The sequence below is a fragment of the Corallococcus terminator genome (genome assembly GCF_003611635.1).
In the GTDB taxonomy this organism is placed as follows: domain Bacteria; phylum Myxococcota; class Myxococcia; order Myxococcales; family Myxococcaceae; genus Corallococcus; species Corallococcus terminator.
On the sequence record NZ_RAVZ01000008.1, the window covers coordinates 1 to 13,556 of the forward strand.

Genomic DNA, 13,556 nt, shown 5'->3' on the forward strand with positions numbered 1-13,556 from the left:
CGCCGCCACCGCCGCCACCGCGGTCCCGGTCGCGTCCACGCCGGCCCTGGTCCTGCCGGCCGCCGCCTCCGCCACCGCCGAAGGCGTTCTCCGGGCGGCGCTGCTGCATCGCCAGCTCGCCGTCACCGGAGCCCGGGGACGAGGCCACCTTGTGCTCGGGGCCCGTGGCCGACCGGCCGTAGATGTCGTACTGCTCGCGGTGATAGTTCTGCTGCGCCTTGACCTGGATGGACTTGTTGTAGCGGTCCATCAGGTGCCGCAGCTCGTTGCGCTCCTCGCCCTGCAACAGCCGCGCGACCTCCGCGTTGCAGTTGATGACGAGCGTGGAGTCCTTGTAGCCCGGCGCCTCGCGGCGGATCTCCCGGAAGATCTCGTACGCCACCGTGGTGGCCGTCTTCACGAAGCCCTTGCCGTCGCAGTAGGGGCAGTCCTCGTGCAGCACGCGGCCAATGGACTCGCGCACGCGCTTGCGCGTCATCTCCACCAGGCCCAGCTCGGAGATGCGCAGCACGTTCGTCTTGGCCTTGTCGCGGCCCAGCGCTTCCTGCAGCGACTTGAAGACCTTGTCGCGGTTCTGCGCCTTCTCCATGTCGATGAAGTCGCAGATGATGATGCCGCCGATGTTGCGCAGCCGCAGTTGGTAGACGATCTCCTTGGCCGCCTCGACGTTGATCTTGGTGATCGTCTCCTCGAGGCTCTTCTTACCGACGTAGCGGCCCGAGTTGACGTCGATGGCGGTGAGCGCCTCCGCCTGGTCGATGATCAGGTAGCCGCCGCTCTTCAGCCACACCTTGCGCTGGGTGGCGCGCTGCAACTCCTGCTCGATGCCGTAGGCGTCGAAGACGGGCTCGTCCGTCTCGTGCAGCACCACGCGGTCGCGCAGCGCCGGGTCCTGCGCGGTGACGAAGCCCTGGATGCGCTCGTACTCCTCCGGATCGTCGACGACGAGCTTCTCCACGTCGTGGGCGAACAGGTCGCGCGTGGCGCGCAGGATGAGGTCCAGGTCGGGGTGAAGCAGGCCCGGTCCGCCGCGCTTTTCGTTGCGGCGCACCACCTGGTTCCACACCTCGATGAGGAACCGGATGTCGCTCTCCAGCTTCTCCTGGGGAACGTTCTCCGCCACCGTGCGCACGATGAAGCCCGTGCCGGGCGGCCGCAGCCGGTCCACGATGTCGCGCAGCCGCCGGCGCTCCTTCTCGTTGGAGATGCGGCGGCTGATGCCCACGTGGTCCACCGTGGGCATGAACACCAGGTGACGGCCCGGGATGGAGATGTGCGAGGTGAGCCGCGCACCCTTGGTGCCGATGGGGTCCTTGGAAATCTGGACCACCACCTCCTGGCCGACCTTCAGCAGGTCCTCGATCTTGTCCGTCTTGCGCTGCTTGGGCTTCTCCTTGTCGTCGTCGCGCTTCTCGCGGCGGGGAGGGCCTTCCTGGCGGCGCTTGTCCTTCTCCTTCTCCTTGTCCTTCTCGCGGCCTTCCCGGGCGCGCGGCTCGCGGGCCTCGCGGGCCTCGCGCGGCGTGCGGCGCTCGCCGGAGACCTCACCCGGACGGGCGGACTCGGCGGGGGAGGGGATGAGGTCGCCCAGGGCCGCGGCGTGCGGCGGCGGCTCGGCGGCCTCGGGAGCCTCTTCACCGACCTGCGTCACGCTGCCCTCGGCGAGCGTGGCGACGGTGACGGTCTCCGCGGGCGTCTCCTGCACCACCGCGGGGGCCGCCTCCAGGGGGAGGCCGGCGTCCGTCAGCGGCACCGCCACGGAGGCCGTGGACACCGAGACGTGCGTCTCCTCGATGATGAAGGCCTGGGGAAGCTCGGCCTCCGTCACCGGGGCCTGGGACGAAGCTTGGACCTCGGCGGCGGGCTCGGTGGTGGAGGGAGCAGGCGCGGACGCCGTCTCCAGCGCCACGGGGGCAGCCTCGTGGGGTGCCGGCTGCGCATGGACGTCCAGCGCCAGCGCGGTGTCGTGCGTCAGCGCCGGCTCCACGGGGGCCGCGGAGGCCTCCGTGCCGGCGGGAAGCGTGTGGGCGCCCTTGTCCGGCACCGTGACCGCGGCGGCCTCGAGGGTGTCGGCCTCGGATTCGGTGGGGACCTCCGGCGCGTCCTCGTGCTCTCCCTCGGTCAGCTCGAACTGGGCGCGGGCGAAGTCGGGGTCGTAGACGACGTCGCTGACATACAGGAAGGCGGCCTTCTCCAACCCGATGTCGACAAAAGCCGCCTGCATGCCCGGGAGAACCCGGACGACACGGCCCTTGTAGATGTTTCCGACGACGCCCTTGTCCTTCTTACGCTCGAGGTAGAACTCCGCGATATGGCCGCCCTCGACGAGCGCCACCCGGGTCTCCCGACCCGCGGCATTGATGACGAGCACACTGCTCATGGATGAATCCTGGAAGCGCGCGCGGTAGGGGGGACCTCACCGGACGGGGGGCGGCAAGACGCCACACCTCCGAGCACGCTGCGAGGGGAGCGGCGGTTGGTGGCCCTTCGACGTGTGGACGCCCACCGGAATCACCGGAGGGAGAACGCATCGTCTGGGTGAGGGCCGAGGACATCACCGCCTGCTCCTCCGAGTTCATATCGCCCCGCATTGCGACCGGCACCGTGCCGGGCGGGGCTGCTTCTCTTCAAGCGCTCGAGGTCTCCACCACGCCCGTGCCGTCCGCCCCCTCTTCCACACCCGGTCGGTGCCCATCGTGGGCCACCTTGGGGGGGTGTCTGGGGGCCCCGGAGCAGCAGGGACATCCGGAGGAGACCGGAAGCGCAACCCGTCGAAATTCCAGCCTGGGCCTGATGTCCCGCCAACGCGGGGCGTCACACAACCACCCAGAAACACGGAGAGTTTTCCACGCCCCTCCAGGTGTGTAAAGGCAAGAAGCGCCGTTCATCCACTGTCGGGCAGAAGGCCCCGGGGCCCGCCCCCAGGGCATCCAGGCCGGAACAGGGCCGACCCAGGGGCTTCAATGGGGGCCTCAGGCCTGGGCGGGGGCCTGCTTGCGGCCCTCGGGCTTGTCCAGCTTCCCGCGCGGCCGGCGCACCAGCCGCAGGGCGGTCCAGGTCTCGTCGATGACGCAGATCTTGTTGTCGACAAGCCCGATGTCGAGCGCCGCGTGCCGCACGAAGTCCTCGGACAGGCGCGTCTTCGGCCCCTCGGCGGTGGCCCAGCACACCCAGATGCCGCCGTTGAGGGTGGTGGCGCGCGACAGCGCGGGCAGCCGCTGCACCAGCTCCGTGGCGTCGCCGGTGAAGAAGAGGATGACGTCCAGCCCCGTCGTGGCGGTGACGAGGAACTCCACCCCCTCTGGCAGCGGGTTGAGCTTCTGCACGAAGCCCCGGGGCGGGTTGATGATGGAAACCTTGGTGCCGGCCCGGATGCCCAGCATGGGTGCCAGGGACGCGAAGGCGTAGGGCGTCGTCATGAGGTGCGCTCCACCGTGAAGGTGCGGAACTCGCCAGTGGCTCCGCCGTCGGTGCGCGCCACGTGCGTGACGCGCGCCATGCGGGGGCCCTGGTGGCACCAGCTTATGAAGTCTTCCAGCGCAGCGGGCTCGCCTTCCACCGTGGCCTCCACGGAGCCGTCGCTCCGGTTGCGCACCCAGCCGTTCAGGCCCAGCCGCAGCGCTTCGGCGCGGGAGCTCTCCCGGTAGGAGACTCCCTGGACCGTGCCCTGGATGCGCAGGGTCACCCGGCGCTGCGTGCTCATGCCTTGGGCCTCATGCTCTGGCGTCCCCTTCTAGCATCTGGAGGAACGCCTGCTCATCCAGGATTCTTACCCCGAGTTCCTGCGCCTTCTTCAGCTTGGAACCGGCGTCCTCTCCCGCGACCACGAAATCGGTCTTGCGTGAGACACTTCCAGACACCTTACCGCCTCGCCGCTCGACCTCCTCCTTGGCCTGCTCGCGCGCCATCCCGGCCATCGTCCCGGTGAGCACCACCGTCTTGCCCACGAAGGGCCCGCCGGTGGAGACCACTGGAGGGGCCGGCGCCACGCCCGCGTCCAGCAGGGACTGGATGGTGGCCTGGTTCTGAGGCTCCTGGAAGAAGGTGTGGATGACCTGGGCCATCACCGGGCCCACGTCCTTCACCCGGCTGATGTCCTCCAGGCTGGCGGTGAAGAGCGTCTTCACCTGGGGGAACGCCTCCGCCAGCGCCCGGGCCGTGGAGTCGCCCACATGGCGGATGCCCAGGGAGTACAGGAAGCGGCGCTGGGTGGTGTGCTTGGACCCTTCGATGGAGGCCAGCAGGTTCTCCGCGCTCTTCTCCCCCATGCGCTCCAGCTTGAGGAGCGATTCCTTCGTCAGCGCGAAGAGGTCCGCGAACGTCTTCACCTGCCCGGCGGTGACGAGCTGGGTGGCCAGCTTGTCGCCCAGGCCCTCGATGTCCATCGCGATGCGGCTGGCGAAGTGGCGCACCTTCTCCACCAACTGCGCGGGGCAGGACGCGCCCGTGCAGCGGATGACGGCGCCGTCTTCATCCTTCGCCGCCACCGCACCGCACACCGGGCAGTTCGTGGGGAAGGCGAAGGGCTGCGAGTCCTCCGGGCGCTTGGACAGCACCACGGTGACGATCTCCGGAATCACGTCGCCCGCGCGGCGCACGAAGACGGTGTCGCCCTTGCGCACGTCCTTGCGGCGCATCTCGTCTTCGTTGTGCAGCGTGGCGCGCGACACCATCACGCCGCCCACCTTCACCGGCTTCAGGTGCGCCACCGGCGTGAGCGCGCCCGTGCGGCCCACCTGGATGCCAATGTCCTGCACCAGCGTGGACTCCTCCTCCGGTGGGAACTTGTAGGCCACCGCCCAGCGCGGGCTCTTGGACACCTGGCCCAGGCGACGACGCAGATCCTCGTCGTCCACCTTCACCACCATGCCGTCCACCTCGAAGGGCAGGGCGTGGCGGCCTTCGAGGGACTCCTTGTAGCGCTGGCGGATACCGTCCGCGCCCTCCGCGGGCTGATAGCGGTTGATGGGCAGGCCCAGCGTCTTCAGGTACTCCAGCTTCTCCGTGTGCGACTTGAACGCGGGCACGCCGTCGCCGGGCAGGCACTCGTACAGGTAGACGGAGAGGGGCCGGGCCGCGGTCTCCTTCGGGTCCAACTGGCGCAGGCTTCCCGCGGCGGCGTTGCGCGGGTTGGCGAAGAGCGGCTCGCCTTGTTCTTCGCGCTTCTCGTTGAGCTTGCGGAAGTCCTCCTTGCGGATGAAGACCTCGCCTCGCACCTCCAGCCGCTTCGGCACCTTCACGCCGTCGTTGGGGAACAGCTCCAGCGGCAGGCTCTTGATGGTGCGCAGGTTGGACGTCACGTCCTCGCCCGTGGTGCCGTCGCCCCGGGTGGCGCCCTGGATGAAGCGGCCGTCCTCGAAGCGCAGCGCGATGGCCAGACCGTCCAGCTTGGGCTCGCACACGTAGCCCACCTGCGTGAGGCCCGTCAGCTTGCGCACGCGGTCGTCGAACTCCGTGAGCCCCTCGTCATCGAAGATGTTCGCCAGCGACAGCATCTGCGCGCTGTGCACCACCTGCCCGAAGTCCTCCACCGCCGCGCCGCCTACGCGCTGGGTGGGCGAGTCCGGCGTGGCGAGCTGGGAGTATTGCTCCTCCAGCGCCTGCAGCTCCCGCATCAACGTGTCGTACTGCGCGTCGCTGATCTCCGGCGCGTCCAGCACGTAGTAGCGGTGGTTGTGGTGGGCCAGCTCCTGACGGAGCGCTCGGGCGCGGGCTTCGGCTTTCGGGAAGGTGTCCACGGGGTGTTGTCCTTACCCCAATTCGGCGACGCGGCCAGGATGCGCACGCCCCTCGTCGGAGGAGGACCACTCTAGCGAGCCCACCTGACAGGACCGCTCCACGAGGGGCCGACAGGACGACTCCCCCCGTCGCGCGTTGCCAACCTCCTACGTTGGATCCGCGCACCCTCCCGGCATGGGGCATCCGCGCGGGCCCGGTCCGGACCCGAAAGTCCCCCGTACCCGGGGAGCTCCACCGGCGGATGGGAAGCGGGACCCGGGGATGCGTGTTCCATCGGGCGAAGGGGATCTTCCGCACCCCAAGTTGGCCCGAATTTCAGCTACATAGCGGATTCCCTGTTCGCAATACCCCCTCCCTCCAGTGCAACCCCCTGAAAAAACGGGGTGGTGCAAGGCACGGATGCCTTGACAGCTTTGGAGGGGGTCAATAGTTTCCAGAGCGGTTCCTGGCGCAGGGGTTCCCCCGCGCCGTCTCTTCCCAACCACAGGCCCACGCGCCCTCCGGTCCCCTTCAGGGACCCGGGTGGTGCTGCCCTCCTGGAAGGTGCTTCCGAGCGCCGCGCGGACGGACAGCGTCCCGCGTACAGCCTGCCCGAGCCTTCGGGCGATTCCCCCCCATTCCGTCTGCTGACCGTCATGGCCAAAGCCCGTTCCCCCCGAGAGAAGGTAGTCCAGCCCGCGTTCGTCGCCGCGGAGGAGAAGCCCCGCCGCAAGCGCGCGGCGGCGAAGGAGGCGGAGAAGCCCGCGCCCCGCGCGCGCCGTACCCCGGCCCGCAGGGAAGAGCCGCCCGCCGAGGAGGTTCCCGAGGTGGTGGTCGAAGCGCCCCGCCCGGTGCTCACGCCCATCTCCCGTCCCGTGCGCGACGATGAGCTCCAGGAGATCCGCGCCGAGGAGCCCGAGGACACGGCCTCCGCGACGCCCGCGCCGCAGGAGTCCGCCGAGTCCCCCGCCATCACGGAAGTCGACCGCGACGGCGCCCCGATGCAGGTCATCAAGCTCAATGACCTGAAGCGGATGAAGATCGTCGAACTGTCGAAGATGGCCCAGGACGTGGGCATCGACGGCTACCAGGGCCTGAAGAAGCAGGACCTCATCTTCGCGCTGCTGGGTGGCATCGCCGACAAGCGCTTTGAAGTCCACGCGGAAGGCGTGCTGGAGCTCCTGAGCGACGGCTTCGGCTTCCTGCGCAGCGCGGACAGCGACTACCAGCCGTCCCCGGACGACATCTACGTGTCGCCGTCGCAGGTGCGCCGCTTCACGCTGCGCCCTGGCGACACCGTGACGGGTCCCATCCGCCAGCCCCGCGAGGGCGAGCGCTTCTTCGCGCTGCAGAAGGTGGACACGGTCAACTTCGCGGACCCCACGTCCGAGGCTGCGCGCGAGCGCATCCTGTTCGACAACCTCACGCCGCTGTATCCGACGCGCAAGCTCAAGCTGGAGCACGAGTCGTCGGAGATGACCACGCGCATCATCGACATGTTCTGTCCCATCGGTCTGGGCCAGCGCTGTCTCATCGTCGCGCCCCCGAAGGCGGGCAAGACGGTGCTGCTGCAGAACATCGCGCACGCCATCAGCCGCAACCACCCGGACGTCTACCTCATCGTGCTGCTGGTGGATGAGCGCCCGGAAGAAGTCACCGACATGGAGCGCAGCGTGCGCGGCGAGGTGGTCTCCTCCACCTTCGACGAGCCCGCCACGCGCCACGTGCAGGTGGCGGAGATGGTCATCGACAAGGCCAAGCGCCTGGTCGAACAGAAGTACGACGTGTGCATCCTGCTGGACTCCATCACCCGTCTGGCGCGCGCCTACAACACGGTGGTGCCGGCGTCCGGGAAGATCCTCTCCGGCGGCGTGGACGCCAACGCGCTCCACAAGCCCAAGCGCTTCTTCGGCGCCGCGCGCAACATCGAGGAGGGCGGCAGCCTCACCATCATCGGCACGGCCCTCATCGACACGGGCAGCCGCATGGACGAGGTGATTTTCGAGGAGTTCAAGGGCACGGGTAACTCCGAAATCGTCCTGGATCGGAAGTTGATGGAGAAGCGCATCTTCCCAACGCTCGACATCAACAAATCCGGCACCCGCAAAGAGGAACTCCTCTTGTCTCAATCGGACCTGGTGCGCATTACGGCGTTGCGCCAGGTGCTCCACCCCTTCACCCCCATCGACGCGATGGAGTTCGTGCTCAAGCACATGCGTCCGACGGCGGCGAACGCGGAGTTCCTGGGCTCGATGAACCGGTAACCCCGGCCTGGGAGCCCCACATGCGTCGTCCCCACGTCCTTCGTTTCCTTGCCCGCGCCATCGCGGGCGTCACCCTGGGCTTGATGGCGGGGTGTGACCTGGGCGTGGAAGACCTGCCGCTGGACGATGCGCCCCCGGTGCTCTCCAGCCAGGTCTGCTACGACGACACGGATTGCGTGGCGAGCGCGTGCTGTGGCGAAGGCAACGCCGTCACCCACCGCACGGAAGGGCCCAACTGCGCCGGCGTGCGGTGCGACGGGACGTGTCCCCCGGGCAGCATCGACTGTGGCCGCTGCATCCCGGTGTGCCGCAACGCGCGCTGCGCCGGCGCCTGCCAGTAAGAGCAGGCACCGCGCGCGGTCCGCGGGCCTACCCGGTGATGGCCTTGGTCACCGGGGCCTGTGCCTCCTTCAACGGCAGCGTCACATGGAACGTGGTGCCGCCGCCCGGCGTGTCCTCCACGTCGATGCGGCCCTGGTGCGCTTCCACCACCTGCCGTGACACCCAGAGGCCCAGGCCCAGGCCGCCGTAGTGGTGCGTGGACACCGCGCGTTCGAAGCGCTCGAAGATGCGCTCGCGGTCCTCCAGCTTGATGCCGATGCCGTGGTCCACGACGCTCAGGCGCACCACCTCGCCGTCCGGTCGCAGCGTCACCTCCACCGGCTTGCCCCGGCCGAACTTCAGCGCATTGGCCACCAGGTTGTGCACCACCTGGGTGATGCGGGACGGGTCGAAGGGGCCCATCACCGGCCCGTTCACGGAGACGGTGAGCAGCGTGCCTTCGCGGCGCGCCTCTTCCTCCGCGAAGCGCGTCACCTCCACCAGCAGGTCCGCCAGGTCCACGTCCGAACGGGTGAGCTTCAGCCGGCCGCTGGTGATCTGCGACACGTCCATCAGCACGTCCACCAGCAGCGCCAGCCTGCGGATGAAGGCGCGCGCCTGCTTCAGCCGCTCCAGGGCCTTGGTCGGCGCGTCCCGGCCCAGGCTGCGCTCCACCAGCTCCAGGTGGAGCTGGAAGGCGGCCAGCGGCGTGCGCAGTTCATGCGCCGCCACGGAGAGGAAGTCATCCCGGGCGCGCAGCGCTTCGGCCAGCCCTTCGGCGCGGGCGCGTTCGTCGGCCATCTCCCGGCGCATGCGCGCGAGCCTCAGGTTGGAGGCGATGCGCGCGAGCAACTCCCCTGCGGAGAAGGGCTTCACCAGGTAGTCGTCCGCCCCGGAGGCCAGGCCCTGCACGGTGGCCTGCTCGCCGGCCTTCGCGGACAGGAGCAGGATGGGCAGCTCTCGCGTGTGCGGCGCCGCGCGCAGGGCCCTGAGCAGGCCCACGCCATCCAGGCGCGGCATCATCACGTCCGACAGCACCAGGTCCGGCGGTCGGGCCAGCGCGAACTCCAGCGCCTTCTCTCCGTCCGTCACCGTCTCCACGTCGTAGTCGGTGGAGAGCACGCGTTGGATGTAGTCGCGCATGTCCCGGTTGTCGTCCACCAGCAGGATGCGCGCGCGGGGCATGGACTGCACGGCGTGGATGCCCTGGGACGGCGTCGGGATGCGGTTCGACTGCGTGTGCTCACGCGGCTTGGAGACGTTCCACAGCAGCGCTTCCTGGACGTAGGCGGACGTGGCCTCGCGCGCCGCCGAGCGGGGACGGGCCGTGGTGCGGATCCGCTCCGGGGGCAGGTGCGCGTGGCCCAGGGGCAGCTCCACGGTGAAGGTGGCGCCCTGGCCCTCCGTGCTGCGCACCGCCACCGTGCCGCCGTGGAGCCGGGCGAACTCCTGCACCAGCGCGAGCCCGATGCCGGTCCCTTCGTGCGTGCGCGACGCGGTGCCCGGCACTCGGTGGAAGCGCTCGAAGAGACGGGGCAGCTCCTGCGCGGGGATGCCGGCGCCGGTGTCCTCCACCTCCAGCACCACCTTCCGGCCGTGCTCGCGCAGGCGCAGGGTGACGCCGCCCTGGAGCGTGAACTTGAACGCGTTGGAGACCAGGTTGAGGACGATCTGCTCCCACAGGTCCGGCGCCACGTACACGGGTTCGGACAGCGGGGGACAGTCCACCGTGAGCAGCAAGCCCGTGCGCTCCATGGCGGAGCGGAAGCTGCTCGCCGCGTCCGCCGTCAGTGCCGCCAGGTCCGAGGGCACGAAGCGCTCTTCCTTGGGGCCGGCCTCCAGGCGCGACAAGTCCAACAGCGCGTTCACCAGCTTGAGCAGGCGGCCCGCGTTGCGGTGCACGCGCTCCAGCTCCCTGCGGGCTTCGTCCGGCAGTGTCCCCGAACGGCCGGCGAGCAGGTCCTCGGTGGGGCCCAGCATCAGCGTCAGCGGCGTGCGGAACTCATGGCTGACGTTGGCGAAGAACTCCGACTTGAGCCGGTCCAGCTCACCCAACTGCTCGTTCGCGGTGCGCAGTTGCTGGTTGGCTTCTTGGATCTGCTGCGCGCGCCGGAAGATCTCCTCTTCCATCTCACCCGCGCGGGCCTGGAGCGCCACGTGCTGGCGGTTCTGTTCGGCGTCCTGGTTCTTCAGGTGGATGAAGTCCGTCACGTCCTCGACGCGGTGGATGAGGTAGCTCAGCTTCCCGTCCGCGCCGAACACGGGCGAATTCAGCGGGCTCCAGTAGCGCACGTCGAACCCGTCGCCCACGGAGCCAGAGCGCGGGATGTCGTACTTCTGGACCGCCATCGCGTCCGGAGCGCCCGTCTTGACCACGCGTTCCAGGGACGCGCGCAGGTTGCTCACGCCGCTGGCCGTCGGGTCCTCGGGGTTGTCCGGGAAGACGTCGAAGATGTGGCGGCCGAGGATGGCTTCGCGCCGCGTCTGGGTGGCGCGCAGGTACGCGTCCGTCACCGCGACGATGTGGAGCCCGGGCGTCAGCACCAGGTACGGATTGGGCGAGGCTTCGAACAGGCTCCGGAAGTCCGGGGTGTCGGGGGGGCTCGGGGGCATCACGCGGTCCTCAAAGGCGGAGGAGTGCGTGGAAGTAGTCACTCGACCCTGGGATGACCAGGGGCATGTGCGCGGACCCGCAGGGGGTTTTCACCGGAGGACGCTTGGTGGCCCGACCCCACCCGGCCAGTGAAACGGATCAGGCCGCCGGAGCGGCGTCCGGGGAGGCGACGGCCTGCTGGACCGCGGGCGTCACCAGCGGCGGGGGCTGGGCCTTGACGCGCGCGTAGTCGAAGCAGGCCACGAGGATGGAGGCCACCGGCACGGCGAAGAGGGCGCCCCACAGGCCGAAGAGCTTCTCGCCCGCGATGAGGGAGAAGGCCACCACCACCGGGTGGATGCGCGCGGCCTCGCCCATGATCTTCGGGTTGAGGAAGTACGCCTCCAGCGCGTGGATGCCGACGATCCACAGGAGGAGCGCGAACGCCTTCTGCACGCCGTCCGCCAGCGCGATGAGGACGATGGGCACCGAGCTGATGATGGTGCCGAAGATGGGGATGAGGCTGAAGAGCGTGGCGATGGTGGCCAGCAGGAAGGCGAACTTCACGCCGAACAGCAGCAGGCCCACCAGCGTGAGGCCCCCGTTGACGAGGCAGATGGTGACCTGCCCGCGCACCACGCCGGACAGCGAGCGGTCGATGTTCGCCACCAGCGTCTTCGCGTCGGGGAGGAACTCCGCGGGCACGAGCGTGCCGAAGTAGCGGCGGATGGCCTGCGCGTCGATGGAGAAGAACGCGGCGACCATCAGGATGAAGAACAGCATGAACACGCCGGCCAGCACCTCGGTGACGATGCGGCGCGACACGTTGACGATGTCCGACATGTTCTCGCGCACGAGCGTCGTGCCCCGGGACACCGCGTCGGTGAGCATCTGCTCCAGGTCCAACGCGAGGCTGAAGCCCGTGGACGTGCCCGCCGCCGCGCCCTCCATGGCCCGGTCCGACAGGGCCACGGGGATGCCGTACACGTTGAGCCACGTCTCCGCGCGCTGCGCGAGCGACTGCACGTGCTCCGGCGTGAGCGCGCTGGCGAAGCTGGCCATCTCCCGGCTGATGCGCACCACCTCGCGGTACAACTGCGGCACCAGCGCGATGAAGAACAGGTACACCGCGAGGAAGAAGCCCGAATAGATGAGCAGGATGGCCACCCAGCGCGGCACGGAGCGGCCGCCCAGGTTCCACCGGGTGATGCGCCCCACCAGCGGCTGCACCAGGTACGCGATGAGCGCCGCGCCCGCGAAGGGCATCACCACCGAGCGCAGCGTGAAGAGCATCAACGCGATGGCCACCCACAGCCCCGCGAGGAGCATCAGGCGCTTGCGGCGATCTTCGGGGGAGGTGTCCACGGGCTGCGACATGGGATGGGGCTTAGGGCAGTCGCCTCCCTCCTGACAAGCTCCTGGAGGAAACACCTGGAGACTGCGGGTTCCTACGCCCCCGGAACGCCCGGAAGGGGCCTCCGGGCGGCCAGGCGTCCGGCCGGACTCAGGCCTGGGGCAGCGTGGGCGCGGCGGCCAGCCGGGCTTCCACCCGGTCCAGGCAGGCCTGCATCAGCGGGCGCTTGATGCGTCCCTGGGTGGCCTCGCCCAGGCCCAGCATCTGCTCCGTGAGCCAGCGGGTGAGAAAGAGCAGGGGGACGCGGTCGTCGGGCCCAAGCCCCCGCTCCAGGTAGCGCTTGTTGCGCATGTAGTCGTCGAACGCGTCGAATTCGCGGCCCAGGTCCCAGCGCGCAAGCCGCAGGGCCTCCGTGTAGACGGCCGGGGCGGGGCCGTGGACAATGCAGCGGGCACCGCGTCCTCGTCAGCATAGCCCAGGGCCAGCTCGCGCTGGATGACCTCCCACACGGCGCGGCGGGTGAGCAGCTCGCCGTGGGCCACGTCGGAGACCTCCACGTTGAAGACATTGGGCTGGCCATCCACGTCCAGCCGGGAGGAGGGGAAGAGCGCCACCGCGTCGTCGCGCGAGTAGATGGACGTCAGCCGCACGTGGCGCGGGAAGGCGCCCTCGCCCAGGCGCTTGATGAAGGGCGACACGGGGGTGAGCTGCCACATGCTGCGGCTGAACCAGCCGAGCGTCGCGCATCCCAGGTAGGCCATGCGCGTGCCCCGGTGTGGCGTGCCCAGCGTGATGAGGCTTCGCACGCGGGCGTCTCCGCCCAGCCGCTTCACGTAGTACGTGCCGATGAGGCCGCCCTTCGAGTGCCCGATGATGGTGAGCGGCCCCATCTCCGGGTGGCGCTCGTAGAGCCGGTCCACCTTGCCTTGGACCTTGCGCGCCAGCTCGTCGATGCGGTGCGTGTTGAAGCGGTCCATGGTGCCACCCAGGTGGATGGACCAGACGCAATAGCCTTCGCGGCGCAGGCGGTGCTCCAGCACCTCCAGGACGCGGCGGGTGCTGAAGAAGCCGTGTAAGAGGAGCACCGGCCGGGGACAGCGCTTGAAGTCCGTGCGCCGCACCACCTGGTTGCCGCGCGGATCCAGGTCCAGGTAGCTGGCCAGGTACTTCAACTGACACTTCATCTTCCGGTACTGCATCACGAACGGATTCATGGCCGCCCCCGTCCCGCCCTGGCGGTGCGTGGAACGCCGCCCTCGAACACGGGGCAAAGCTAGGGAGCGCCGTTCGCCCCGGCCCGGATCCGCGC

General features: G+C 69.3%; 9 protein-coding genes. 2 read left to right on the top strand and 7 right to left on the bottom strand.

Translation table 11 applies throughout. From position 1 onward, the window contains the following. From D7V88_RS02365 to ligA, 4 genes are all read right to left on the bottom strand, one after another. Positions 1–2,377: Rne/Rng family ribonuclease (locus tag D7V88_RS02365; RefSeq protein ID WP_120538951.1), on the bottom strand; the 2,377-nt coding region annotated here is incomplete at its 3' end. A 592-nt stretch (positions 2,378–2,969) separates the two neighbouring features. Then, positions 2,970–3,416 carry a DUF3052 family protein gene (locus D7V88_RS02370; protein WP_120538952.1) on the bottom strand — a complete coding sequence of 149 codons (447 nt, stop codon included), beginning with the start codon at positions 3,414–3,416 and terminating at the stop codon, positions 2,970–2,972. Further along, positions 3,413–3,700, bottom strand: coding sequence for an acylphosphatase (locus D7V88_RS02375; RefSeq protein ID WP_120538953.1), 288 nt, complete (start codon positions 3,698–3,700; stop codon positions 3,413–3,415). The genes D7V88_RS02370 and D7V88_RS02375 overlap by 4 nt, the downstream gene beginning before the upstream one ends. A gap of 10 nt (positions 3,701–3,710) precedes the next feature. Continuing rightward, positions 3,711–5,735: an NAD-dependent DNA ligase LigA gene (ligA, locus tag D7V88_RS02380; RefSeq protein ID WP_120538954.1), complete on the bottom strand. Its 2,025-nt coding sequence runs from the start codon at positions 5,733–5,735 to the stop codon at positions 3,711–3,713. A 636-nt stretch (positions 5,736–6,371) separates the two neighbouring features. Between ligA and rho the strand changes: the two genes are divergently transcribed. Together rho and D7V88_RS02390 are read left to right on the top strand one after the other, a co-directional pair. Next, positions 6,372–7,979, top strand: a complete 1,608-nt coding sequence (rho, locus tag D7V88_RS02385) for a transcription termination factor Rho (RefSeq protein ID WP_208726067.1) — start codon at positions 6,372–6,374, stop codon at positions 7,977–7,979. A gap of 20 nt (positions 7,980–7,999) precedes the next feature. Then, positions 8,000–8,320, top strand: coding sequence for a hypothetical protein (locus D7V88_RS02390; RefSeq protein WP_120538955.1), 321 nt, complete (start codon positions 8,000–8,002; stop codon positions 8,318–8,320). 28 nt (positions 8,321–8,348) lie between these two features. Here the strand turns inward: D7V88_RS02390 and D7V88_RS02395 are convergent, their stop codons facing one another. The 3 genes from D7V88_RS02395 to D7V88_RS45440 all read right to left on the bottom strand — a co-directional run bounded on the left by D7V88_RS02395 (position 8,349) and on the right by D7V88_RS45440 (position 13,461). Further along, positions 8,349–10,913, bottom strand: a complete 2,565-nt coding sequence (locus D7V88_RS02395) for an ATP-binding protein (RefSeq protein WP_120538956.1) — start codon at positions 10,911–10,913, stop codon at positions 8,349–8,351. A gap of 139 nt (positions 10,914–11,052) precedes the next feature. Beyond that, positions 11,053–12,270, bottom strand: a complete 1,218-nt coding sequence (locus D7V88_RS02400; RefSeq protein ID WP_120538957.1) for an AI-2E family transporter — start codon at positions 12,268–12,270, stop codon at positions 11,053–11,055. Between the two features lie 192 nt (positions 12,271–12,462). After that, on the bottom strand, positions 12,463–13,461 hold the full coding sequence (locus D7V88_RS45440) for an esterase/lipase family protein (protein ID WP_120538958.1): 999 nt from the start codon (positions 13,459–13,461) through the stop codon (positions 12,463–12,465). Positions 13,462–13,556 lie beyond the last annotated feature (95 nt).